Source organism: Pseudomonas sp. P179 (assembly GCF_000478485.2).
Taxonomy (GTDB): domain Bacteria; phylum Pseudomonadota; class Gammaproteobacteria; order Pseudomonadales; family Pseudomonadaceae; genus Pseudomonas; species Pseudomonas aeruginosa.
In genome coordinates, this window is record NZ_KI517354.1 from 63,152 (window position 1) to 87,426 (window position 24,275).

Below are 24,275 nucleotides of genomic sequence, written 5' to 3' on the forward strand. Positions count from 1 at the left end.
CCGGCGGTTCAGGTTGCCAGGTTCGCCGGCACGCCGCCAGGCACATCGGGCGCCAGGCGCTGCCGCAGGATCGCGCAGACCTCCTCCGCCGCCGTCACCACCAGGCCGTGGCCGCCGGCCAGGGTCTCCAGCTCGTAGCGGCTGGTGTGCCGCCGCCAGCCGTCGATGGCCGCCCTGGAGACGCCCGGGTCCTGCTCGCCGAGGATCGCGGTGATCGGTATGGCCAACGGCTCGCGCGGGCGGTAGCGATAGTCGGCGGCCAGGCGCGAATCGGCGCGCAGGGTAGCCAGGCTGATCTCGCGCAGCTCCGGGTCGTCGAGCACTTCCAGCGGCAGCACGTCGTACTCGCGCAGGGTTCGCAGCAACTCGGCGTCGCCCATCGCATGGAAGCGCGGGTATTCCAGGTCCGGCCCCGGAGCGCGGCTGCTGATCACGAACAACTGCCTGGCGCGCAGGCCGTGCAGGCTTTCCAGGCGTGCCGCCAGTTCGTAGGCGAGCATGCCACCGAGGCTGGCGCCGACCAGGGCGAACGGACGGTCGAGCAATGGCAGGAGCGCGTCGTCGATGGCACAGAGCATGGCCTCTACATCGGTGACGAATGGCTCGTCCTGGCGTTCCTGGCGCCCCGGATACTGGATCGCCAGCAGCTCCACGTCCGCCGGCAGGCGCGCGTCCCAACCACGGAAAGTGCCGGCGTTGCCGCCCGCGGGCGGCAGCGCGATCAGGCGCAGGCGCGGCTGCGCGCTCCCGCTGCGCTGCAACCACAGGGCCCGGGCGCGCTCGGTGGCGGGCGGCAACGGCGGCGCGTCGGCGGCATGGCAGCGGCGCACCACTTCGCGGGCATCCGGATCGCCCTGCAACAGCCCCAGGCTCAGTTGCCTGCCGGTCAGCCGGCGCAATTCGGCGATCGCCTGCACGCCCAGCAGCGAATGCCCGCCGGCACTGGCGAAGCCCTGGTCGGCCGCCAGCGGCCGGCCGAGCACCCGGGACAACACCTTGAGCACCCGCCGCAGCTCCACGCTGTCCTCGGCCTGGGCCGCCGTGGGCGGCTGCGCCGGGTCCTCGAGCAGCGCCAGCAACGCCTCGCGGTAGGCGTCGGCCAGCGCCTCGGCGCGCTCGGCGGGGAAACGTCCGGCGGCGTACTGGAAGCCCACCTCGAGGCGCTCGCCGGCCACCTCGAAGTCCACCGCCAGCGGCACGTCGACGTCCACCACCACCTGGTCGAGGATGCCGCCGTGCCTTACTCCCGCCGTCGGCGCGGCGTCGTCCTGGTGGAAGTCGACGAAGTTGAACAGGCTGTCCAGGCGCAACTCGCGGTTGCGCCTGCGAATCGCCGCCAGCGGATGGCGCCGATGTTCCAGGCTCGCGCGCTCGTAGTCGAATGCGCGACGGGCGCTGTCGAGCAGATCGACGGAAGCCGACAGCCGGCACGGCAGGGTGTTCAGGAACAGGCCGAGCAGGCGGTCCGCTCCCGGCTCCTCGGGGCGCCCGTGGCTGACGAAGCCGGTGACTACTTCATCGGCATCGCTGAAGCGGCACAACGCTCGGCCATGCGCCGCCAGCAACAACGAACGCAAGGGCAAGCCGCTGCGTTCGGCCAGGGCGCGCAAGCGCGACAGGCTGTCGGCCGGCACGTCCACGCGGACCGCCGCCATGCGCCGGGGTCCCTCCTCCGCCAGGCCGGGCAACGGCCGGTAGCGGGCGCCGGCCAGGTAGTCGAGCCAGAACAGCGCCGAGGCGGCGTTGGCCTCGGCCTCACGCTCCAGCGCCACGTAGTCGCGGAAGCCTACCGCGGGCGCTTCCGCTTCCCGCGCGACGACACCGGCGAGAAGGTCGGCGTAGACCGCCAGCAGCTCGTCCACCAGGCTTTGCAGGCTCCAGCCGTCCAGCACGCTATGGTGTTCGGCGACGCCCAGGGCGAAGCGCCGCTCGTCCAGCGCCAGCGCGGCGAGGCGCACCAGCGGTGGGCGGCTCCAGTCGAACGGGGTGGCCTGCTCTTCCTCGATCCAGGCACGCAGGCGCAGGCGCCGTGTTTCCCCATCGAGGCCACACAGGTCGTGCACCGGCACCTCGGCGGCGACCGCAGCGGCCGGGTGGACCCATTGCAGGGGAACCTGGCCACCGTGCAGGTCGAAGCCGGTACGCAGGATCGCGTGGCGGCCGATCAGGATCGCCCAGGCGCGCGCCAGCAACTCGCTGTCCAGGCGTCCATGCACCTCGTGCAGGACGACGTTGTGCAACAGCCGTGGATCGCCGCTGGCCTCGCTTTGCAGGAGCATGCCCTGTTGCAGGCTGGTCATCGGATAGGCGTCGTCGAGCCCCTCCGGCAGGCGCTTGCGTTCCGCCGCCGACAACAGGGCGAACGGCTCCAGCGCCCGCGGCGCCGAGCTCGCGGCCGCATCCGCCGGACTCGCCGGAGCGGCCAGCAGGCGCGCCAGTTCGCGGATGCTCTGGTGGTTGAACACGTCGCGCAGGGTAAAGGCAAGCCCCGCCTCGCGCGCCATGACCTGCATCTGGATCAGGCGGATGGAGTCGCCGCCGACCTGGAAGAAATTGTCGCTGACGCCGATCGCCGGGCGTTTCAGCACGCTCTTCCAGATCTCCAGCAGGGCCGCCTCGGTGGCATTGGCCGGCGCTTCCAGGGTCTGCGCGGCCGCCTCGGCGGCCAGCGCCGCCAACAGCGCGCGACGGTCGAGCTTGCCTTCGGCGGTCAGCGGCAGGCGTTCGACCCGGGCGATCCGGCTCGGCAGCATGTAGGCCGGCAGGCGCGCCTCGAGGAAGCCACGCAGGGCCTGCTCGCTCAGCTCGCCGCCGAGGGCCGCGGCGGGGCGCGGCGCGAGCGCGCGCCAGTCGATGCGCTCAGCCAGCGACTCGGCATAGCCCGGGCGCACCGCGTAGCAGTTGTAACGGTCGGTACCCTCCAGCAGCGCGTCCTGACGGATGCTCACCTCGAAGCCATGGCGGCGCAGCAGGTCGCTCAAGGCATCGGCGCGGCCGGCGGTGGCACCGTCGCGCTTGTCATGGACCTCCAGGACGATCTGCCGGACCTTGGCCAGCGCCGCATCGTCGAGACCGAGCAGCACATCCATTTCCGCGCGCTGCACGTCGATCTTCAGCAGGTCGATACGCTCCAGGCCCAGTTCGTCGATCACCTGGTCGAGGCGGCGCAGGCGGCAGCGGTGGGCTTCGGCGCGCAGGCGGTCGTCGAGGATTTCGTCGATGTTGTCCAGCAGCAGGTTGGCCCCGCCCTCCTCGCCCTGGTTGCTCAGGTAGCGTCGGATGACGTCGCGTTCGCCGCTGGCGTCGGCGTACTCGGCGATCCCGGAGAAGGTCGAGTAGCCCGGATAGTAGGTGAAGGTTTCCTCACGCTCGGCGTCGGACAGACCGATGCCGAATACCTCGACCTGCGGTGCGTAGCGTCCGAGGTTGGCCTCCAGGCGCCGGCGGATCGGTGCCAGCGGCTCGAAGGCGACCACTCGCGCGCGCGGCGCGCGGCTGGCGATGTACAGCGAGAACAGGCCGATGTTGGCACCGACGTCGAGGACCACCGCGTCCGGCGGCAGGACGATGCCGTCGCGGCTGTAGACCTCGTCGACGAAGATTTCCTGGTAGACGTACTCGGTTTCGTTGAGGTTCAGTCCGGCGACCCGGTGCCCGCTGGGCAGGTCGACTTCCAGCCAGGACTCGTCCGCGGTCTCCCCGGCGGCGGTGACGAAGGCGACGATCCGGCGATCCGCGCCCGGCTCGGCCGCATCGGCCTCGTCGGTGAGTACCGCCGCCTCGCCCACTGCCGGGTGTTCCAGCAACGCGCTGCGGATCTCGCCCAGTTCGATGCGGTAGCCGTTGATCTTCACCTGTTCGTCGATCCGCCCGAGGAACTCCAGGCAACCGTCGGCGCGCCAGCGCACCAGGTCGCCGCTGCGGTACAGGCGGCCGCTGCCCGGCCAGCCCTCCTCGAGGAAGCGCCCGGCCGCCTCGCCGGCGTCGCCGGCATAGCCGCGCGCCACCCCGGCGCCGCCGATCCATAGTTCGCCGCTGGCGCCACGGGTCTTGCGACGACCGAGGCCATCGACCACATGCAGATCGACGTTGGCCAGGGCGCGGCCGATGGTCGGCCGCGCATGCTCGGCGACCCGCGCCAGGCTGGCGTTCACCGTGGCTTCGGTAGGACCGTAGAGATTGAACACCTGGCAGCGGCGCCAGCCGGCGGCGACCTCCCAGGACGCTTCGTCGAAGCGCTCGCCCCCTACCAGGATGCGCCCGGGCAGCGCCGGGTGGGCATCGTCGAGGCCGGCCTGGAGCAGCAGGCGGAACAGCGACGGGGTGCAGTCGAGCACGTCGATGCGCCGTTCTTCGAGGAACCCCAGCATCCGCTGCGGATCGCTGCGCACCTCCTGCGGCACCAGGACCAGGCAATGGCCGGAGAGCAACTGGAGAATCTGCTTGATCGAGGAGTCGAAGGAGAACGGCGCGTTGACCGTCACCCGCAGGCCCTCGCCCACCACGTTCGCGTATACCGTGCGCGCCAGGGCCTGGGACAGGTTGAGCGCGCTGGCGTGCTCGACCACCACGCCTTTGGGCTGGCCGCTGGTGCCCGAGGTGAAGATCATGTAGGCCGCATCGCGCCCGCCCGGCGCCGGCAGGCTCATGCCGCTGCCGGCAAGCGGCAGCGTCGACAGGTCCAGGCAGGCCCCGGCGAAGGCCTCGCGGGCGCGCCCGGCGCACTCGGCATCGGCAAGAGCGAAGACGATCCCGCCCGCTTCGCGCATCCGCTCCACCCGCGCCGCCGGAAACTCCGGATTGACCGGGGTGTACACCGCCGCCGCGCGCATCACCCCGAGCAGGGCGACGATCGCCTCGCGGTTGCGCCCGGTCATCACCGCCACCGCCTGGCCGGGCCGCACGCCGGCAGCCAGCAGCGCTTCGGCGACCGCTTCGCTGCGCGCGCACAGCGTGGCGAAATCCAGGCTGCCGTGGGCATCCAGCAACGCCGGCGCCTGCGGCTGCAGGGCGGCCCGCAGATCGAACGCGGCCACCAGGGATTCCACCGGCGCGGGCTCCACGCGCTCGCCCTGCCAGGCCTGGTAGCGCTCGCGCTCGGCCGCGCCGATCAACGGCAGCCCGGCCAATGGCAGTTGCCTGTCGGCGGCGATGCTTTCCAGGCATTCGACCCAGGCGTCGAGCAAGCGCCCGGCCAGCGTTCCGTCATGGTCGCGGCGGACCCGCAGGCTGGCCAGCCGGCCTTCGCCGTGGGGCAGCACCTGCAACTCGAGGAACCCGCCCAGCGGCGGCTGACGGCAATCCAGCTCGGCCACCCCGGCGCCATCCAGTTCGCCCGCCAGCCAGGCGAAGCCCAACTCGGCGAGCGGCCAGTCGGGGGCAAAGGGATCGCGCAGGGCCGCTGCCTCCTCCTGGGCGAGGATCGCCGCCTGGAGGGCGTCGAGCCGCTCGCCGACGCTGCCCGCGCGGACATTCTCCAGGCACAGCGGCGCGACCCCGGCGAACGGTCCGGCCAGCTCGGCGAACTCGTTGAACAGGCGCCCCGAGACCAGTCGCGCCATTTCCAGCGGGAGGCCCTCGTCGCCCTGGAACTGCCCGGCGACCTGGGTCCAGGCCAGCAGGGCGGCCGCCTCCGGCAAGCCGTTGGCTGCCAGGCGTTCGAGCAGCGCGCGCGGCAGCAGGCGCCGCGCCGTCCACTCGCCTTCGCCCAGGTCGTCCGCCAGCGCCAGCGGACTCTCCGCCGCAACGGCCGCCTGCTCTCGCCAGTAACCGCTGGCGCTTTCGCCGTCTTCGCCGGCCAGCGCCTCGTTGGCCCACTCGGAGAAATGCTGGAACAGCAGCGCCTCGTCTCCCTCGTCCGCGCTCGCCTGGCCGGCCGGCCCCAGGCCGCGGCGCAGCAGCGCCACCAGGCTGGCCGCATCGACGACGAACGCCGGCGCCGCCAGCAACAGCCCCTGGAGCGTCTCTCCGGCGGCGTCCAGCAGCAGGCCGAGCGCCAGTACCGGCTGGCCTTCCCCGCCCAGGGGCGAAGCGGCGAGACGCGCGCTTTCGCGCGCGAAGCGTCCGGCCCAGTCGCCATCTCCCGGCAGGCGCTCGACCAGCAGATCGGCCGCGCGCCCATCCAGTACCTGCACCGGCAGGCTCATGCCCGGCATCGTCCGGTAGGCCACGCGCAGTTGCGCCTCGCCGTCCAGCGCCCGGCGCAGCCGCTCCAGCGTCGCCACGGGATCGGCCGGGGCGTGCAGGCGCACGCCGACAACCGTATTTTCCGGCCGCTCGGCATGGCGGCGCCAGGCGCGGGTCTGCAAGGGAGACAGCGGGAATCCTTCGAGCGCTTCGCTCGCGGCCGGTTGCACAGCGGATTGCAGGTCTTCTGACGCACTCATGGCTATCCCTCGCACGGGTTCAGGGTTGGTGGACATGCAGGTCGGTCATCGCCACCAGCACCTTGCGCTCGCCGGTGTACGGCTCGCGGCCGTGGACGCTGATGAAGTTGTCGAGCATCAGGACATCGCCGCGCTCCCAGGCGAACGCGCGGGTTTCCTCGCGGTAGGCGGCGCGGATGGTGTCCAGCACCTCCGCCTCGATCGGGCTGCCGTCGCCGTAGTAGGCGTTGCGCGGCAGGCCCTGTTCGCCGACCTCGTCGAGCAAGGCCCGGGCCAGGGCCGGCGGCATGTTGGAGACATGGAACATGTGCGCGTGGTTGAACCACAGCGTCTCGCCGCTGAGCGGGTGGCGCACCATCGCCTGGCGTACCTGGCGGGTATTCAGGCGCTGGTCGTCGAGCCAGGTCCATTGGGTACCGGTCTGCCGGCAGTAGGCCTCGACCTCGGCGCGACTGTCGGTCTGGAAGCCTTCCTGCCAGGTCAGGTCGATCTCCGGCCCGTAGTTGCGCACGTAGCACACCCCATGGCGGAGGAAGCGCTGCCTGATCGCCTCGGGTATCCGAGCGCTGACCCGGCGCTCGTCGGCCAGGGGCGTGCGGCCCTGGGTGGCGGGCGGTGTCTGGCAGTAGAAGTGGATATAGCTCGGCCAGTTGTGCGAGTAGGACATCTCGTGGTGCGGCGGAATCCAGCCGTCCGGCGAGAACTCGGTGGAGGTGAACACCCGGTGCGCCACTTCCTGGCGTGCCGCCGCGCGCTCCAGGTAGTCGAGCATGTTCGGCGAAAAGCTTTGTACCGCCTGGGAGAAGCCCTCCGCTCCGTCTACCGCGAAGCCACGAAACAGGATGCCGCCATGCCGCAGCAGGCTGTCGCGCAGCCCTGCGCCGGCGGCGGCGATCCATTGCCGCAGGTCCATGCCCGGCTGGCGCGCGCGGACGATGCGCAGGTAGTCGTTGGCCGGGTCGAGCAGGCTTTCCTCCACCAGGTCGCCGGCCGAGAGCTGCCGGGGGCGCAGGCGCGGCGCGCTGAACGAGGCGCTCATGCGGCACCTCCGAGCGCCAGGCGCGAAGGTGTCGGCGGGACGTCGGCGGGCGCCAGGCTGGAATACGGCGTGGACATGATGGTGAGGATCCGTCGCGGCCCGCGGAACGGCTCGCGGCCGTGCTGGGCGAGCATGTTGTCGAGGATCAGCACGTCGCCCACGCGCCAGTCGAAGCGCCGCATCTCGCGGTCTATGGCGCTGCGGATGGTCGCCAGGGTCTGCGCCTCGATCGGGCTGCCATCGCCGTAGTAGGTCTGGTACGGCAGGTCTTCCTCGGCGACGCTGCGCAGCAGCGCATCGCGCAGGCCCGGCTCGAGACTGGTGGCATGGAAGAACATGCCGTGGTTGAACCACAGGCGCTCGCCGGTATACGGGTGGCGTTGGAACGCCGCGCGCCTCTGCCAGGTGCGCAGGTGCTCGTCGCCGATCCAGGCATGGGCGATCCGGTGCTCAGCGCAGAACGCCTCGACCTCGGCGCGGCTGTCGGTCTGGAACGCTTCGCGCCAGGACAGGCCGAGGCCGGCGCGGTAGTTGCGCACGTAGAGGATGCCCAGGCGCCCGAAGCGTTCCAGCAATTCGTCCGGCAGGTGGCGGAGCACCAGCCGGTTGGCCGCCACCGGGGTGGCGCCGCCCTCGAGCGGCGCGACCTGGCAATGGAACATGATGTACAGCGGCCAGTCGGCGGTATAGGACTGCTCGTTATGCAGGAAGATCGGCTGGTCCACCGGATGCTCGGTGGAGGTGTAGACCTCGCCGCTGACCTGGCTACGCGGCGAGGAACGCTCCTTGTAGTCGAGCAGTTGCGGGGCGAAGGCAGCGGCGGCTGCGCGGAAGCGCTCTGCCGAGTCGACCTCGAAGCCTCTCAGCAACAGGCCGCCAGCCAGGTTCAGGTCGTCGTGCAGGGACTGGCCCTGCTCGCGAATCCAGTCGGCCAGGGACAGGCCGGGAGCCTGTGCCTCGATCAGCAGCGGCAGGCCGTCGCGCTCCGCCGCCGGGCGCCGCACCAGCGCCTCGCTGCTGCGCGGGCTGAGATTGCGCGGCCGGGCGAAGCCGCGACCGGTGAGACTGGGAGCTGTTCGTTCCATCGCTGTTCTCCGTGGGAGGCTCGGGGTCGTCAGGAAGCGTTGCAGCCCTCCGGCGACATGCGTTTCGAGATAGGTTCGCCGGCATTCGCCAGCAGGCGCCGCTCCCAGGCCTGGTGCAGGCGCTCGATGCGGTGCAGGTCGAAGATCGCGCTGACCCCGGTCCAGACGGCCAGCCAACCCTGCGGCTGGTCTTCCAGCCACAGCGTCAGGTCGAGGCGCGCGCCAGGCACCGGGATGAAGTCGGCTTCGACGCGCACCCCGGCATCCACCGCCGGGGCCGCCCGACCGTTGTGCGCGCCGCAGGCGATGCGGATCGGCAGGCCGCTGGCGCCGCGCTGGCGCAGGGCCTGGGTCACGCATTCGAGGGGCACGTCCTGGTGTTCGAGCAGTTCCAGCAGATCATGGCCGACCTGGCGCAGGCGCCACTCCACGGACTGCTCCGGACGCAGGCCGACCGCCAGCGGCAGGAGGTTGACGAAGCAGCCGACCAGCCCCTGCATTTCCAGGCGCGAACGCCCGGCCAGGGCCACGCCGACGAGCAGGTCGTCGACGCCCAGTTCGGCGCCGAGCACTTCGGCGAAGGCCTGTAGCGCAGCACTGAACGGGCTTACCGAGGTGCGTTCGGCCAGCGCCCGGCAGGCGGCATGGACGGCGGCGGAAACCGGCAGGGCGAGGCGTTGGCCGGCGCGCCCGCCGCTCTCCTCCGGGCGCGCCGGCGCGGCGCCGGGAGCCTTCGCCAGCGGCAACAAACGCTCAGCCCAGCGCTCGGCAACGCGGTCCAGGCGTCCCGAGGCCAACGCCGCGCGCTCGCGGGCGGCAACCTGTTCCGGCGTGCTGGCGAGCACGCCCAGGCGACCGCCATCGAGCAGTGTCTTCAGTTCCGCGGCAAAGACCGCCAGCGACACATCGTCGAAGGCGTAGTGATGGACGCTGAGCAGGAGGTCGGCGCGCGCGCTGTCGCGGGTGACGACCAGCAGCAGGCGTGCCGGCGCCTCGTGGGCGAGGTCGAAGACTCGCGCGCCCTCACGGCGCACGCCATCCTCCAGCAACCGCTCGGCGTGGACGGCGTCGCTCGCCAGCAGGCGTTGCAGGGGCACCGCATGCGCCGCCAGCGCATGCGGCTGCGGCCCGTCGACGCCCGTTTCGACACGCCGGCGCAGCGCCACATGCCGTTCCAGCAACTGGCGCAAGGCCTGTTCGATGGCGTCGGCCGTGGCGCCGACTATGCGCAGGTGGGCCAGCAGGTTGTAGGAGGTGTCCTCCGGCGCCAGTTGCTGGGCCACCCACAGGCGCCGTTCGGCGAGGCTCAGCCCGGCGGCGCCGGCGCTCGGCTCCGGCTCGTCGCCCTCGGGCGCGGCCTGGCGCAGCAGTTCCAGCAGGGCCTCGGGGGTCGCCGGGCCACCGGCGAACGCCTGCAACGGTACGCGTCGGGACAGTCGCTGGCGCAGCGTCGCGAGCAGGTGCACCGCCCGCAGGGAATCGCCGCCGGCGGCGTAGAAGCCCTGTCCGGCGCGCGGCGGCGCACCAAGCTGCGCCTGCCAGGCCTGGTGTAGCGCCTGCTCCAGCGGATCGCTGGGCAGCGCCTGCGGCTCGGCGCCGGTCGCCTGGGGACGCGGCAGGGCCTTGCGGTCGATCTTGCCGTTGAGCGTCTTGGGCAGCTCCGCCAGGACCACGAACGCTGACGGCAACATGTAGTGCGGCAGACTTTGCCCAAGGTGCTCGTTCAGCGCCTTGAGCGGCGGGGCGAACGGCGCCGCCAGGTAGCCGACCAGCCGACGCAGGCCGGCGCTGTCCTCGGTGAGCATGGCGCAGGCTTCGCTCACCCCGGGAAAACTCGCCAGGCACGAGGCGATCTCGCCCAGCTCGATGCGGAAGCCGTTGAACTTGACCTGGTCGTCGAGCCGGCCGAGGTGTTCCAGCACGCCGTCCTCGCGCATGCGTACGCGGTCGCCGGTGCGATAGCGGCGCTCGCCGCTGCCCGGATCGACGCGGAAACGCTCGGCGGTCTGCTCCGGCTTGCCGAAATAGCCACGCGCCAGGCCGATGCCGCCGAGGTACAGCTCCCCGGCCACGCCCAGCGGCAGCGGCGCCTCGAAGCCGTCGAGCACCTCCACCGTGGTGCCGGGCAGCGGTCGGCCGATGGGCGGCTCATCGAGCGCTTCGGCGTGCAAGTCCAGTTCGTGCGCCGTCGAATAGGTGGTGTCCTCGGTCGGCCCGTAGAGATTGACCAGGCGCCGTACCTGGGGTTGGCCACGAATCTGTCGCACCAGGTGGCCGCGCAGCGGTTCGCCGGCCAGGTTCAGCGTGCGCACCCCACCCGGCAGGTCGCCGAGGGCAAGCAGCGCGGCACACACCGAGGGCACGGTATTGAGCAGGCTGATCTCGTCGCGGCGCGGGTAGTCCGGCAGGCTGAACAGGTTTTCCACCAGGTGCAGCGTGCCGCCTTCGGCCAGGGTGCCGAACAGCTCGTAGACCGACAGGTCGAAGCACACCGAGGTCGCCGCCAGTACCCCGCTCCATTCTTCGGCGGCATAGTGCTGGCCGGCCCAGCGCAGGAAGGCATGGGCGCTGCCGTGCTCGATGGCGACGCCCTTGGGGCGTCCGGTGGATCCGGAGGTATAGATGATGTAGGCGAGGTGGTCGGCGCCGACCTCGCTCGCGGGCAGCGCCAGGTCGTTCGCCTGGTCGCCGCCCTCCTCCAGCGTCAGGCATGGCCGGCCCAGCGCGGCGACCCGCTCGCGGGTGCTCGCGTCGACCAGCACCAGCAGGCAGTCGGCGTCGTCGAGCATGTAGGCCACCCGCTCCTCCGGATAGGCCGGGTCCAGCGGGACGTAGCAACCGCCGGCGCGGAGCACGCCAAGCAGGCCGACCAGCAGGCCGCTGTCGCGCCGCAGGCAGACCCCGACCCGCTGCTCCGGAGCCACCCCGGCGGCGCGCAGGCGCACGGCGAGCGCGGCGCTTTCGCGCTCCAGCTCGGCATAGCTGAGGCTACGGTCGGCGGCGTGCACGGCGATGCGCTGCGGTGTGCGCCGCGCCTGGGCCTCGAACAGATGGTGGAGTACGCCGCGCGACGGGGCGGCCTGGGGCTCGCTGCGCAGGGCCTGCAAACGGCGCTCTTCGTCGGCGTCCAGCCAGGGCAGTCGGCCGACGCAGGCCTGGGCGTCGACCAGGCCGCGCGCCAGGCGCGCGAGATGGCCGGCGATACGCCGCAATTCGTCGTACTGGGGATCGCGCAGAGCCAGGCCGACGCTGCCGTCCGCCGCCAGCACCAGGGCCAGCCAGCCGGGGCTGCTCGCCGTCGGCCGCGCCGCCAGCACCTGGACCGCGCAGAGCCCGGCCAGGGCGGCGCGCTCCTGGCCGTCGGCGGATAGCTGCCGCCGGGCGTCATCGAGTTCTTCCGCCAGCCGCGCGCTACGTTCGGCGGACGACTCCATCGCCCGGTAGGAGGAACGCAGCAGCGCGGGCGCCTGCCGCCCGCGAACCGTGATCGGCTCGGGAAAGCCCAGGGTGATCTCTTCGTTGCCGTAGCGTCCCAGCAGTACCAGGAACGCCGCCAGCCAGTGCGCCGCCGGGAACGCTTCCGCGGCCGCCTCCGGCTCGAACCATTGCCAGGCGCAATGCGGGTCGCGCAAGGCGATTCGTCCCGGCAACTCCATCCCCAGCGGGGCGCCTTGCAGGTAGCGCCGCTCCTGCGCAACCTCCGGGCGCACTGCGCGTCCCGCGGTCAGCGCCTTGCCCGACGAAAAGCTGCGTAACGGTAAGCCATGTCGCTCCTGCATCGCTCTCCCCCTTCCGAGGCTGGGCACCGAGCGAAAAACTCTTCACGAAATGGCGACGAGTTACGAGCTAATACAATTGATAGGGTGTTGACAGGTCAGGCCGAATGGCTTTCCGCGAGGATCGGGTACAGCGACGCGACCAACAGCAGCGCCATCCCTACGTTGAACACCCTCAGCCAGCGCGGATCGCGCAGCACGTTGCGCAGCATGCTGCCGAAACCGGCCCAGATTCCGATGGTCGGCGCATTGATCAGGGCAAATACCGTCGAGATCACCACCACGTTGGTGAAGTAGCCCTGCAACGGCGTATAGGTGCTTATGGCGCCGACCGCCATCACCCAGGCCTTCGGGTTGACCCACTGGAACGCCGCCGCGCCCCAGTAGCTCAACGGCTTGCCACGTCCCTCCGGGTCGTTGCCGGCCGGGCCGGACGTGGCGATCTTCCAGGCCAGGTACAGCAGGTAGGCCGCGCCGACGTAGCGCAGGATGGTGTACAGCACCGGATAGGCCTCGAACACCGTGCCCAGGCCGAAGCCCACCGCCATCACCATGATGAAGAAGCCGCAACTGATCCCGAGGATGTGCGGGATGGAGCGGACGAAACCGAAGTTGACCCCCGAGGCCAGCAACATGGTGTTGTTCGGACCGGGCGTGACGGAGGTGACGAAGGCGAACAGGGAGAACGCCAGCAGCAGATCCACGGAGAGCGACATTCGTTCCATCCTTTGAAGTGGGTGCGGGCAAGACGTTACTCCGCTTTGCCGCCGCGCCAGCGCAACAGTTGCCGAGAAAGTTGCCGTAACACTCCACCCGTCCGCCGCCCTAGCGTTGCACTCCCCAGCGCTTCACCGTGAGGCGCTCGATGCTGCCGAACACCAGGTTCTCCACCAGCAGGCCGATCAGCACCACCACGGCCAGGCCGGCGAATACCTTGTCGGTGTACAGCTCGTTGCGGTTCTGGAAAATGTACCAGCCGAGCCCGCCCTTGCCGCTGCTCGCGCCGAACACCAGTTCCGCGGCGATCAGCGTGCGCCAGGCGAAGGCCCAGCCGATCTTCAGCCCGGCGAGAATCGACGGCAGCGCCGCCGGCACCAGGATCAGCAGGACGAAGCGCAGGCCACGCAGGCCGTAGTTGCGCCCTGCCATGCGCAGGGTCTCCGAGACACCGAGGAAACCGGCATAGGTGTTCAGCGCCAGCGCCCAGAGCACCGAATGCACCAGCACGAAGATCAGGCTGTTCTGGCCCAGGCCGAACCAGAGCAGCGCCAGCGGCAGCAGCGCGATCGCCGGCAGCGGGTTGAACATCGCCGTGAGGGTCCCGAGCAGGTCGCGGCCCAACTGCGTGGAGACCGCCAGGCTGGTCAGAACGAAGGCCAGGACGATCCCCAGCAGGTAGCCCTTGAACAGCACCAGCAGGGAGATCCCCGCCTTGGCCGGCAGTTCGCCGCTGGCCAGGCCCTCGCCGAGGGCCCTGGCCGTCTGCAGGAAGCCTGGCAGCAGCAGGTCGTTGCCCTGGACCCGCGCCGCCAGCTCCCAGGCCAGCGCCAGCAGCGCCAGGATCAGCCCCTTGCGCAGCCAGCCCTGTTGCCAGAGACGCTGGCTCAGGGGCAGGCGCCGCTCCAGGGAGACCTCCAGCAGGGGTTCGAGCTGGACTTCGTATTCTTCGCGAACGCGCGTGACTCGACTCATCGATCGGTTCCTCTGCTCAATGGGCCAGCCGGATATCGGCGAAGTCGAGGGTCGCGGCCGCCGTCGGTTCGCCGCCCTCGTCGAACAGCAAGCGGTGGATGCGTCGCGCCGCGGCTTGCAGCGGCTCGCCGCCAAGGCTGTGCAGCCCGAACGGGTGGCCGTGCACTTCGGCCCGGACCCGCCCCGGGTGCGGCGAGAGCAGCAGGATGCGGTTGCCCACCACCAACGCCTCCTCGATGGAGTGGGTGACGAACAGCAGGGTGAAACGCACCTCTTCCCACAGGCGCAGCAGTTCTTCCTGCATCTTTCGCCGGGTCAGCGCGTCCAGCGCGGCGAACGGCTCGTCCATCAGCAGGATCTTCGGCTGCATCGCCAGCGCCCGGGCGATCGCCACCCGCGCCTTCATGCCCCCGGACAGCGTGTGCGGGTAGGCCTCGGCGAAGCCCGCCAGGCCGACCTTCTCGAGGCATTCGTCGGCGCGTCGCTCGGCCTCGTCGCGCGTCACCTGGCCGGACACCCGCAAGGGGAACAGCACGTTCTGCCGTACGGTCTTCCATGGCGGCAACTGGTCGAACTCCTGGAACACCACGATACGGTCGGGGCCGGGCGCCCTGACCGCCTGTCCCTGAAGGCGGATCTCGCCCTCGCTGGGCGTGATGAAGCCGGCCACCGCCTTGAGCAGGGTCGACTTGCCGCAACCGGACGGGCCGAGCAGGACGAAGCGATCGGCCGGGTCGACTTCGAAGCTGACCCGCTGGGTGGCCCGCACCACGCGCGAGCGGGTGCGGTATTCGAGGCTGACTCCGTCCACCGCCAGCAGGGCGTCAGCGGGGAGCGTGGAAGGTTGGCGGGAGGCGGCGTTCATCGGCGTCTCAACTCCCCTGCAACGGCGCGCCGTCCTGGAAGAAATAGTCCTGCCAGGAGGCCGGCTTGTTGCGGATCGCACCGACCCGGTAGAGAAACTCCGCCAGCGGATAGGTGTTCTTCGGCGTGACGCTGAACTCCACCTGCGGATTGGCGATGATCTTCAGCAGCGCGGCTCGGTCGATCTTCGCCCCGGTCACCCGGATATAGGTATCGGCGGCGGCCGCCTTGTCGTTCTGGGCGAAGGCCGCCGCTTCCTTCAGCGCCTCGACGAAGGCCCGGTAGGTCTTCGGGTTGTCCTGGCGGAACTTCTCCGTGGCGAACAGCACGGTCGGCGAATTCGGCCCCAGCAGCTCGTAGCTGTCGAGCACCACGTGGACCTTCGGGTTGGCCAGCGCCTGGTCCTGGAACGGCGGGTTGGAGAAATGCCCGGTCAGCTCGGTGCCGCCGGCCACCAGCGCGGCGGTGGCGTCCGGATGCGGCAGCGCCACGGTGTACTTGTCGAGGCGGTCGAACTGCTTGTCGCCCCACTGCTTAGCCGCGGCGTACTGGAGGAAGCGCGACTGCACCGAAACCCCCACCGCCGGCACGGCGATGCGATCCCCGGCGCCGAAGTCGGCGATGCTCCTGACCCGCGGGTCGTTGCTCAGCAGGTAGTAGGGGAAGTTGCCCAGCGAAGCCACCGCCTTGACGTTCTGGCGCCCGCGGGTACGGTCCCAGATGGTCAGCAGCGGACCGACGCCGGCACCGGCGATATCGATCGCCCCGGACAGCAGCGCATCGTTGACCGCCGCGCCGCCGGACAGTTGGGTCCAGTCGACCTTGATTTGCAGGCCCTCGGCCTGGCCGTGCTTTTCGATCAGGCGCTGGTCGCGGACCACGTTGAGCAGCAGGTAGACGATGCCGAACTGCTCGGCGATGCGGATCTCGCCCTCGGCCTGCGCCGGCCGGCTGGCCAGCAGCGTGGTGGCGAGGCTCAGGCCCAGGCCGAGCGCGGCGACCAGGCGGGTGAAACGGGGAATGCGGTTCATGGAAACGCTCCTGGCGAAAAGGGGGAAGCGCGTGCCGTCGTCAGAACGGCGCGTCGCCCTGGATGGTGGTGCGGTAGAGCTTGCGCCGCAGGTGGGCCGGGCAACCGCCGGCGAGATGGATCAGCGAGCGGTTGTCCCAGAACACCAGGTCATGCGCCTGCCAGCGATGCCGGTAGATGTGCTCGGGGCGCACGCTGTGCGCATACAGCTCGGCGAGCAGTTGGGCGCTCTCGTCGGCCGGCAGGCCGACGATGCGGGTGGTGAAACCTTCGCTGACGAACAGCGCCTTGCGCCCGCTTTCCGGGTGGGTGCGCACGATCGGATGGACCACTTCGCGCACCTCGGCGAGCTGGGCGGCGCTCAGGGTCGGCCGCCAGTTACCCTCGAAGCGCGGTTCGCTGTAGCGGGCGGTATAGGAATGCGCCGCCGTGCGTCCCTCGATCGCCTTGCGCAGGGCCTCCGGCAAGCTGTCCCAGGCCTTGTGCATGTCGGCGAACAGAGTATCGCCGCCCTCCTCCGGCAGCTCCTGGGCATGCAGCATCGAGCCGAGGCTCGGCAGCTCCTTATAGGAAAGGTCGGAGTGCCAGAACTTGCCGGCATCGCCGAGACCGACGGGCTGGCCGTTCTCGACGATGTTGGAAACGATGAGGATCTCCGGATGCCCTGGGAGCAGGAACTGCTTCAGCACATGGATCTGCAACTCACCGAAGCGCCGGCTGAAGGCGATCTGCTGCGCCGGGGTGATGCGCTGCTCGCGGAACACCAGCACATGGTGGTCCAGGTGCGCCCGGTGGATACGGCGGAAGTCCTCGGCGGCCAGGGGCAACCCGAGGTCGAGGCCGAGCACCTCGGCGCCGAACGCGGCATCGAGGGCACGGATCTGCAAGGGAACGTCGGCGCGCGCTGGCGCCGGAAGGGAAACGGACATCGCTGACTCCCACGCAAGCCCGGACACGCCAGGCACGAGATACCGCGCAAGGCGGCATGGATTCGGTGCGGCGCGCCGATTGGTCGGCAGGTACGCGAGAGCCTTTAATTTATTGGAATAAGAAAATTAATTTAAATACCTTTAAAGAATATAAATATGCTGCTCCGTACGGTTCGGCGTCCCTTTGTAAGCACAAAAGTGAATTAATAAATAAAAACTTAGTATTTATGGCTCTAAGCGGCGAAGGGATAGTCTGGCTGCCATCGAACCCGCCGCCCGAGGAATGCCTCATGGACCGCACCGACAACGTCATCGATTTCGCCCGCTACCGCTCGCGCCGCCAGGCACGCCGCCTGGGCGAAATGATGTGGGCGGTGTACGCCTGGCGGGCCGGCTACGCCGTGCCGCAACCGCCAGCCAGGCACGACGAGCGCAGCCGCCGGGCCTGACCGATGAACCTGCCCGCCAGCGATGGCGTTGCCCACCTGGAACTGGCCGCCGGCGTGCATACCGAACCCGATGATCTGATTGGCCAGCGCGTCGCCCACAACCTGCTACGCCTGCGCGGCAAGCGCAATCTCTCGCTGGACGCCCTGGCGCGGATTTCCGGTGTCAGCCGGGCGATGCTGGCGCAGATCGAGTCCGGGCGCAGCGTGCCGTCGATCAAGGTGCTGTGCAAGATCGCCCAGGGTCTCAAGGTGTCGGTGGCAGCCTTCCTCGACGATCGCGCCTTCGCCGGTGTCGCCGTGCTGCCGGCGCAACAGAGCAAGCGCCTGGTCAGCGCCGACGGCGCCTTCACCAGCCGCGCGCTGTTCCCCTTCGATGTGGCGCGCCAGGTGGAGTTCTACGAACTGCGCCTGCGCGGCCTCGGCCAGGAAGACGCCGAAGCCCACGCCCCCGGCACCCAGGAGAACCTGGTGGTGGCGCAGGGGGTACTGGAAGTGCGGGTCAACGAGGAGCGCTTCCTGCTCGCCACCGGCGACTCGATCCTGTTCTACGCCGACCAGCCGCACAGCTACCGCAACCCCGCCGATAGCGAAGCCCTGGCGTACCTGGTGATGACCTACCCGGAGCGCCTGGACTGACCCCCGGCCTTGCTGCCATGGACGAAGAAAGGCCCGCCCGGTCATCCCGGGCGGGCCTTTTCCATCCGGCGACGGATCAGCAGGTGCAGCACATCATCGGCATGCCGTTGCAACTCATCATCATCGGCATGCCGCACTCCATCATCTTCGCCATCAGCATGCAGCAGTTCTTGAACATCTCCATGTCCATGCCCTGCATCGGCATCATCCTGCAGTGCATGGCGTCGCCCTGCATGGAGCACTCCATCATGCACTTCATCGGAGCCATGCCCATCATCGGCATGCCCATCCCCATGCCCATCGTCGGCATCATCGCCATGCAGGCCTGGGACATGCCCATCATCGCCAGGTTGCCGCACTGCATCATCATGGGCATGCCGCAGTTCATCATCATCGCCATCATCTCGGCGCTGTTGCGGAACTGGCCCATGTCCATGCCCATCGCCGGCATCATCTTGCACAGCATGCCGTCGTCCATCGTTTCGCACTGCATGGTCGCCATCATCATCGGCATGCCCATCATGGGCATCATCGGCATGGCGGCATTCATGTTCATCGGCATCTGCATGGCATTCATCATGGCGGTAACTCCTGTAGGCGAAGCGGGGGTAGGTGCGAATGGGGCCGATTCTAGGCAGCGCCGACGCACCGGCAAGATGCCGGTGCAACAGCCGAGCCGGGCGCTGCATGGTGGCTAGCGGCGAGACAGCGAAGATGTTCGGCGCAATGACAGCGGATTCCGCTGCATGGCGGAGGAACGCATCGTCACAGCCGGTATTTCGACGCGATGGATATTCGAAACGGACCTATCCAAATAACCCAGGTGAATAAACGTTCTAAGACCCGCAGCCTTTTTCCCCTTGCCGGGCGCAGCCCCGTCTATTGCGCCGCTTTCCGGTGCTCGGACGATGCCCTGCGGAAGTCGCGCGGGCCGACGCGGAAAGCGTGCGCGGCATTGCCCCAGACCAGCACGGCGGCCAAGCCGATCAGCGGTAGCAGGGTCCAGGGCAGCATCTCGCTGCCCCAGCGCTGCAACACCATGCCACCCAACGCTCCGCCGCCGGCGATGGCCAGGTTCCAGGCCACCACGATCATCGATTGGGCCAGGTCGGCGCCCTCCCCGGCGGCGTCCGCCGAGGCGGTCTGCAGCAGCGTCGCCGCGCCACCGAACGTCAGCCCCCAGAGGGCCAGGCCGGCGAACGCCAGCCAGCTCCAGCGAGCGCCCAGGCACAGCGCCAGCGCCGCCACGGCGAACAGCGCCAGGCTGGCCAGGACCATCCGCCGCAGGTGCCGGTCGACCAGCACGCCGACCAGCCAGATTCCCGCCACCGCGGCGCTGCCGAATACCAGCAGGGCCAGGTCCACCGAGGCGCCCAGGCCGACCTTGGCGAGGAACGGCGCGATATAGGTGTAGAGGATGTTGTGCGCCAGCACCCAGGCGACGATCACCAGCAATACCGGACGCACGCCCGGCGTGCGCAGCACCCCGAGCAGACGCAGGCGCCGCCCGGCCGGCTGGCCAGGGAAGTCCGGCACGCTGCGCAGCACCCAGCCGACCAGCAGCAGCGCGGTCAGCGACAACAGGCCGAAGGCCCAGCGCCAGCCGAGCAGGCCGCCCAGCCAGGTGCCCAGCGGAACGCCGAGCGACAGCGCCAGCGGCGCACCGAGCATGGCCACCGCCAACGCCCGCCCCTGCTGCTCCGGCGGCACCAGGCGCCGCGCGTAGCCGGCCAGCAGGCCCCAGGCGAGGCCGGCGGCGACGCCGCTGCCGAAGCGCGCCAGCAGGGTCAGGCGGTAATCCGAGGAAACGGCGGTTAGGCTGTTGCAGACGAAGAAGATCAGCAGCGCCAGCAGCAGCACCCGGCGCCGCCGCCAGCCCTGGGTCAGGCTCGCCGCCGGCAGCGCGGCCAGTAGCGAACCCAAGGCGTAGACGCTGACCAGTTGCCCGGCCAGCGCCTCGCTGACCGCCAGCCCCGCGCCGATTTGCGGCAGCAGGCCGGCCGGCAGGGTTTCGCTGAGAATGGCGACGAAGCCGGACATCGCCATCGCCAGCAGCGCACTCAGCGGCAGCCGCGGCGCCACGGCCGACGCAGCGGCCCCGGCGTTCTCCGGAAATGCTTCGCGGCGTCCCATCAGCGCAGCTCCGCGGAACGGTAGACGGCGTCGCGCAGGTCGTTGACGAAGCGTCCCGACATTCCCTCGAACAGGGTGTTGGTAAGCGCCACCACCGACAGTTCGCGGGCCCGGTCGACGAACCAGGAATGCCCGTAGGCGCCACCCCAGCGCCAGGTGCCGGGAGCCTCCGGCGATTGCGCGATAGCCGGGTCGCGCAGCACGGAGAAACCCAGGCCGAAGCCGAAACCGGGATTGGCCGGCAGTTCCAGGCCGGGTACCTGGTCGCGACCCATCTCCTCCACCAGGCCAGGCGTCAGCAACGGCGCGCCGCCCTGGCGAAGGATTTCCAAAAGGCGCAGCACGTCGCCGGCGCTGCCGATCATCCCCGCCCCGCCGGACGCATAGGCAGACGGTTCGAAAGCCCGACTCGGCTCGAAGCGAATGCCGACGCTGTCCTCGAACGGCGCCACGGTCTCCCGCCCGGCCATTCGGCGCGGGCGTGGCCGGTCGCTGACGTAGACCGCCGCCAGTCGGCACGCGTCGGCGCAGAGGAAGCCGCTGTCGCGCATGCCGGCTGGAATCCCGACCCGCTGCCGCAGCGCTTCCGCCAGCGGCCGCCCGTCGACCCGCTCCACCAGCGCGCCGAGCACGTCGGTGGCCAGCGAATAGCCCCAGGCGCGGCCGGGTTCGTAGAGCAAGGGCACGGAGGCCAGGCGACGGAGATTCTCGGCCAGGTCGAAACCCGGCAGGTCCATGCCATCGGAAATCCCGGCGCGGGCATAGGGGCCGTCTGCGTCGGCTTCGAGGAAGCGATAGCCGAGGCCGGCGCTGTGGCTCAGCAACTGCCGCGGCGTGATGCGCGCCTCGCGGCCGTCGGCCAGGCGCGGACGGAACGCCGGCAACCAGTCGGCGATCGGCTCATCGAGGGCCAGCCGGCCCTCGTCCACCAGGCTCAGGGCCGCGACGCTGACGATCGGCTTGCTCACCGAGGCCAGGCGGAACAGGCTGTCCTCGCCCATTATCCGGCCGGCTTCGCGGTCGGCCAGGCCGGCAGCCCGTCGATAGAGCCACTGCCCCCGGTGTGCCACCAGCACCACCGCCCCCACCAGGCGCTGGTCGGCGAATGCCGCCTCGATCACCTGATCGACATTTTCCGCCAGGCCGCAGCCTGGCTCTCGTTCGAAACTGGACATGCGGGACTCTCCGCAGATGAAGGATGCGGACAGGCTAAGAGCGCTGCAAAAGCGGAAAAAGACGGATAGAGTTCCGTTCTATCCGGACCATCATGTCCGTAATCGGAGCCTTGCATGGACAGCCTCAGCGGTTTCACCGTCTTCGTCCGCGTCGCCGAGACCCGCAGCATCGTCGGCGCCGCCCGGACCCTCGGCGTCAGCGCCTCGGCGGTGGGCAAGCGGGTCGCCCGCCTGGAAGAGAAACTCGGCGTGCGCCTGTTCCACCGCAGCACCCGCAGCATCACCCTGACCGCCGAAGGCAGCCTGTTCCTCGAGCGCAGCCGGCGCATCCTGGCCGAGATCGAAGCCACCGAGCTGGAGCTGTCGCAAAGCCGCGAGACCCCGCGCGGGCGCCTGCGGGTCAGCCTGCCGCTGGTCAGCGGGCTGGTCCTGCCGACGCTCGCCGATTTCATGCAGGCCTATCCGGACATCGAGCTAGACCTCGACTTCAGCGATCGCGTGGTGGATGTCGTCGACGAAGGCTTCGACGTGGTCCTGCGCACCGGCCAGCCGGTGGATTCGCGGCTGTCCATGCGCGAACTGGGTGAGTTCCAGCTGAAGCTGGTCGGCTCGCCGGCCTACTTCGCCCGCCACGGCACGCCGCGCTGCCCGGAAGACCTGCTGCGACACACCTGCCTGCACTACCGCTTCCCCAATACCGGCCGCCTCGAGGAATGGCCGCTGCGCCGCGCGGACGGCGAAGCCCCGCCGCAGATTCCGGTGTCGATGGTCTGCAACAACATCGAGACCCGCGTCTGCTTCGCCCTGCGCGACCAGGGCATCGCCTGCCTGCCGGACTTCTCGATCCGCGAGGCGCTGCGCGAAGGACGCCTGGTCAGCGTCCTCGACGCCTTCTGCGAGCGCCGCGCGCAATTCTTCCTGCTCTGGCCGTCCGGCCGCCAGGTCTCGCCCAAGCTGCGCGCCTTCATCGACTTCGTCGCGCCACGGGTGATCGCCACGCTGGGCTGAAGCGCGCCTGGCAGGGCCGGTCAAGCCGGCGGCAGACAGGAACAAGACCGCGGCGGCCACGGAGCGTCTAATAGGTACATCCACCCCTTGCCAGGCCGCATCCATGATCAACATCGAGACGCCGACCTACTACACGGCGACCAAGAAGTACGAATTGTCCTTCCCCTCCCTGGAAACCGACCTGGACGCCGACGTGGTGGTGATCGGCGGCGGCTTCTCCGGGATCAACACCGCGCTTGAGCTGGCCGAGCACGGCATCACCGACATCGTCGTGCTGGAGGCCCGCCACCTCGGCTTCGGCGGTACCGGGCGCAACGGCGGGCAGATCATGGCCGGCATCGGCCACGACCTGGAGAAGATCCGCAAGGACGTCGGCGAGGACGGCCTGCGGGCGATCTTCGAGATCAGCGACCTCGGCGCCGACATCATCAAGGGCCGTATCGAGAAGTACGCCATCGACGCCGACTTCTGCCACGGCTACGGCTACATGGGCTTCAACGCACGCCAGGCGAAGACCCTGCTGGCCTGGGAAAAGGAATTCCGGTCGCTCGGCTCGCCCCATGAGATCCGTTACCTGCACGGTGCCGAGGTGCGCCAGATCATCGGCTCGGACGCCTACGGCAGTGCCCTGCTGCACATGGGCGGCGGCCATGTGCACTCGCTCAACCTGCTGCTCGGCGAAGCCAAGGCACTGGCCGGCCTCGGCGCACGGATATTCGAATACAGCCCGGCGCTGGAGGTGCAATACGGCGAGCGCATCCGCGTGCGCACGGCCAAGGGCTCGGTCACCGCGAACAAGCTGCTCTGGGCCTGCGACAGCTTCCTCAACCGGCTCGAACCCGAGCTGCACCGCACCACCATCAATACCTACGCGTTCCAGATGATGACCGAGCCGCTGCCGGACGAACTGATCCAGCGGATCAGCCCGATCCGCGGCGCCTACAGCGACATCCGCCCGGTCATCGACTACTACCGGGTGACCAACGAGAACCGCCTGCTGTTCGGCGCCGCCACACCCTTCGTCGAACGCATCCCCGGCGACCTCAAGGCCTGGAACCGCAAGCTGATGCTGAAGATCTTCCCCTACCTGGAGCACGTCCGCATCGACCTCGCCTGGGGTGGGCCGATGGCTTGCAGCGCCAACCTGTTCCCGCAGATCGGCAGCCTCTCGGGGCGGCCCAACGCGTTCTTCGTCCAGGGTTATTCCGGGTTCGGCGTGACCCCCAGCCACATCGTCTGCAAGGTCCTCGCCGAAGGCATGAGCGAAGGCTCGGCGCGCTACGACCTGCTCAGCTCGGTGCGCCGCATCCCGATCCACGGCAAGGACCACTTCCGCCCGCTGCTGCTCAGCGCGGGCAAGACCTGGCACCAGCTCTCCGGCTACTGGAACGGCCGGCGCTGAAACCTACCGATCACTCTACAAGGAGCATTCCCATGGCCATTACCGCCATCCGCCACGGCATCACCCTCGACGAACTGGACGCCTGGGGCAGCGTCGCCGACCTCGGCTCGGAGATCCTCGAAGGCGAGGTGAAAGCCTTCGGCAAGATGACCGCAGGAGCCCCCACCGACCCGGTCAGCGCCGCCTACTTCGGCACCACCGCCGGCAAGTTCCGCATGACCTATCCGTTCAGCGAACAGGCCACGGTGGTCAGCGGCGAGGTCCGCCTCACCGACGAGTCCACCGGCCAGAGCACACTCTACAAGGCCGGCGACAGCTGGTTCGTCAGCAAGGGCACCCCGGTGCTCTGGGAGGTTGCCGACGGCGGCTTCGTCAAGCATTACTACGCGGTGGCTTGAGACACCGAAGAGACGGCGAGCCGTTACGCAAGGCGTGCGCCTGCGGCGCTGCCCAACCCTCGACACGCCCCCGTAGGGCGAATAACCGCTCGCGGTTATCCGCCGTGAAGCCCGGCGTAACCGCGGATAGCGCCTGCGGCGCTATTCGCCCTACCCGACAAGCCGTTACGCCCGGCGGCGCTACCCAACCCTCGACATGTCCCCGTAAGGCGAATAACCGCTCGCGGTTATCCGCCGTGAAACCCGGCGTAACGGCGGATAGCGCCTGCGGCG

The 24,275-nt window shown here is 69.6% G+C and carries 17 protein-coding genes; 5 read left to right on the top strand and 12 right to left on the bottom strand.

Going from position 1 to position 24,275, the window contains the following annotated elements; translation table 11 throughout:
- Window positions 1–8: 8 nt before the first annotated feature.
- The 9 genes from HMPREF1224_RS13325 to HMPREF1224_RS13365 all read right to left on the bottom strand — a co-directional run bounded on the left by HMPREF1224_RS13325 (window position 9) and on the right by HMPREF1224_RS13365 (window position 16,801).
- Complete coding sequence (locus HMPREF1224_RS13325; protein ID WP_010792999.1) at window positions 9–6,386, bottom strand: non-ribosomal peptide synthetase; 6,378 nt, start codon at window positions 6,384–6,386, stop codon at window positions 9–11.
- Window positions 6,387–6,405: 19 nt separating this feature from the next.
- Window positions 6,406–7,425, bottom strand: coding sequence for a TauD/TfdA family dioxygenase (locus HMPREF1224_RS13330; RefSeq protein ID WP_003113096.1), 1,020 nt, complete (start codon window positions 7,423–7,425; stop codon window positions 6,406–6,408).
- Window positions 7,422–8,510 carry a TauD/TfdA family dioxygenase gene (locus tag HMPREF1224_RS13335; RefSeq protein ID WP_010793000.1) on the bottom strand — a complete coding sequence of 363 codons (1,089 nt, stop codon included), beginning with the start codon at window positions 8,508–8,510 and terminating at the stop codon, window positions 7,422–7,424. Before HMPREF1224_RS13335 ends, HMPREF1224_RS13330 begins: the two co-directional genes overlap by 4 nt.
- A 29-nt stretch (window positions 8,511–8,539) precedes the next feature.
- Window positions 8,540–12,220 (bottom strand): non-ribosomal peptide synthetase, encoded by a 3,681-nt coding sequence (locus HMPREF1224_RS13340; protein ID WP_170842728.1) that lies wholly within the window; start codon window positions 12,218–12,220, stop codon window positions 8,540–8,542.
- Window positions 12,221–12,384: 164 nt separating this feature from the next.
- Window positions 12,385–13,002 carry a LysE family translocator gene (locus tag HMPREF1224_RS13345; RefSeq protein WP_003113093.1) on the bottom strand — a complete coding sequence of 206 codons (618 nt, stop codon included), beginning with the start codon at window positions 13,000–13,002 and terminating at the stop codon, window positions 12,385–12,387.
- Window positions 13,003–13,111: 109 nt separating this feature from the next.
- On the bottom strand, window positions 13,112–13,978 hold the full coding sequence (locus HMPREF1224_RS13350; protein WP_003117834.1) for an ABC transporter permease: 867 nt from the start codon (window positions 13,976–13,978) through the stop codon (window positions 13,112–13,114).
- 16 nt (window positions 13,979–13,994) lie between these two features.
- Window positions 13,995–14,843 carry an ABC transporter ATP-binding protein gene (locus tag HMPREF1224_RS13355; RefSeq protein ID WP_003113091.1) on the bottom strand — a complete coding sequence of 283 codons (849 nt, stop codon included), beginning with the start codon at window positions 14,841–14,843 and terminating at the stop codon, window positions 13,995–13,997.
- A gap of 7 nt (window positions 14,844–14,850) precedes the next feature.
- Entirely contained in the window at window positions 14,851–15,873 is a 1,023-nt protein-coding gene (locus HMPREF1224_RS13360) for an ABC transporter substrate-binding protein (RefSeq protein WP_003089389.1), read from the bottom strand.
- A 40-nt stretch (window positions 15,874–15,913) separates the two neighbouring features.
- Window positions 15,914–16,801, bottom strand: a complete 888-nt coding sequence (locus HMPREF1224_RS13365; protein WP_003144063.1) for a TauD/TfdA dioxygenase family protein — start codon at window positions 16,799–16,801, stop codon at window positions 15,914–15,916.
- A gap of 290 nt (window positions 16,802–17,091) precedes the next feature.
- Between HMPREF1224_RS13365 and HMPREF1224_RS13370 the strand changes: the two genes are divergently transcribed.
- Both HMPREF1224_RS13370 and HMPREF1224_RS13375 read left to right on the top strand, forming a co-directional pair.
- A complete protein-coding gene (locus tag HMPREF1224_RS13370) occupies window positions 17,092–17,250 on the top strand; it encodes a hypothetical protein (protein WP_003089396.1) in 159 nt (52 codons plus the stop codon).
- A 54-nt stretch (window positions 17,251–17,304) separates the two neighbouring features.
- Window positions 17,305–17,886: a helix-turn-helix domain-containing protein gene (locus tag HMPREF1224_RS13375; protein WP_003122724.1), complete on the top strand. Its 582-nt coding sequence runs from the start codon at window positions 17,305–17,307 to the stop codon at window positions 17,884–17,886.
- A 76-nt stretch (window positions 17,887–17,962) separates the two neighbouring features.
- Here HMPREF1224_RS13375 and HMPREF1224_RS13380 read toward each other — a convergent pair whose 3' ends face one another.
- The 3 genes from HMPREF1224_RS13380 to HMPREF1224_RS13390 form a co-directional block, all read right to left on the bottom strand.
- Window positions 17,963–18,466 (bottom strand): hypothetical protein, encoded by a 504-nt coding sequence (locus HMPREF1224_RS13380; protein WP_003113089.1) that lies wholly within the window; start codon window positions 18,464–18,466, stop codon window positions 17,963–17,965.
- 299 nt (window positions 18,467–18,765) lie between these two features.
- On the bottom strand, window positions 18,766–20,019 hold the full coding sequence (locus tag HMPREF1224_RS13385; protein ID WP_003124611.1) for an MFS transporter: 1,254 nt from the start codon (window positions 20,017–20,019) through the stop codon (window positions 18,766–18,768).
- Complete coding sequence (locus HMPREF1224_RS13390; protein WP_003122721.1) at window positions 20,019–21,194, bottom strand: serine hydrolase domain-containing protein; 1,176 nt, start codon at window positions 21,192–21,194, stop codon at window positions 20,019–20,021. Before HMPREF1224_RS13390 ends, HMPREF1224_RS13385 begins: the two co-directional genes overlap by 1 nt.
- 114 nt (window positions 21,195–21,308) lie before the next feature.
- Here HMPREF1224_RS13390 and HMPREF1224_RS13395 point away from each other — a divergent pair, with 114 nt between their 5' ends.
- The 3 genes from HMPREF1224_RS13395 (at window position 21,309) to HMPREF1224_RS13405 (ending at window position 24,002) form a co-directional block, all read left to right on the top strand.
- A complete protein-coding gene (locus HMPREF1224_RS13395) occupies window positions 21,309–22,202 on the top strand; it encodes a LysR family transcriptional regulator (protein ID WP_003113086.1) in 894 nt (297 codons plus the stop codon).
- Between the two features lie 103 nt (window positions 22,203–22,305).
- On the top strand, window positions 22,306–23,604 hold the full coding sequence (locus HMPREF1224_RS13400; protein WP_003124609.1) for an NAD(P)/FAD-dependent oxidoreductase: 1,299 nt from the start codon (window positions 22,306–22,308) through the stop codon (window positions 23,602–23,604).
- A 32-nt stretch (window positions 23,605–23,636) separates the two neighbouring features.
- Window positions 23,637–24,002 (top strand): cupin domain-containing protein, encoded by a 366-nt coding sequence (locus tag HMPREF1224_RS13405; RefSeq protein ID WP_003111385.1) that lies wholly within the window; start codon window positions 23,637–23,639, stop codon window positions 24,000–24,002.
- Window positions 24,003–24,275: the final 273 nt, after the last annotated feature.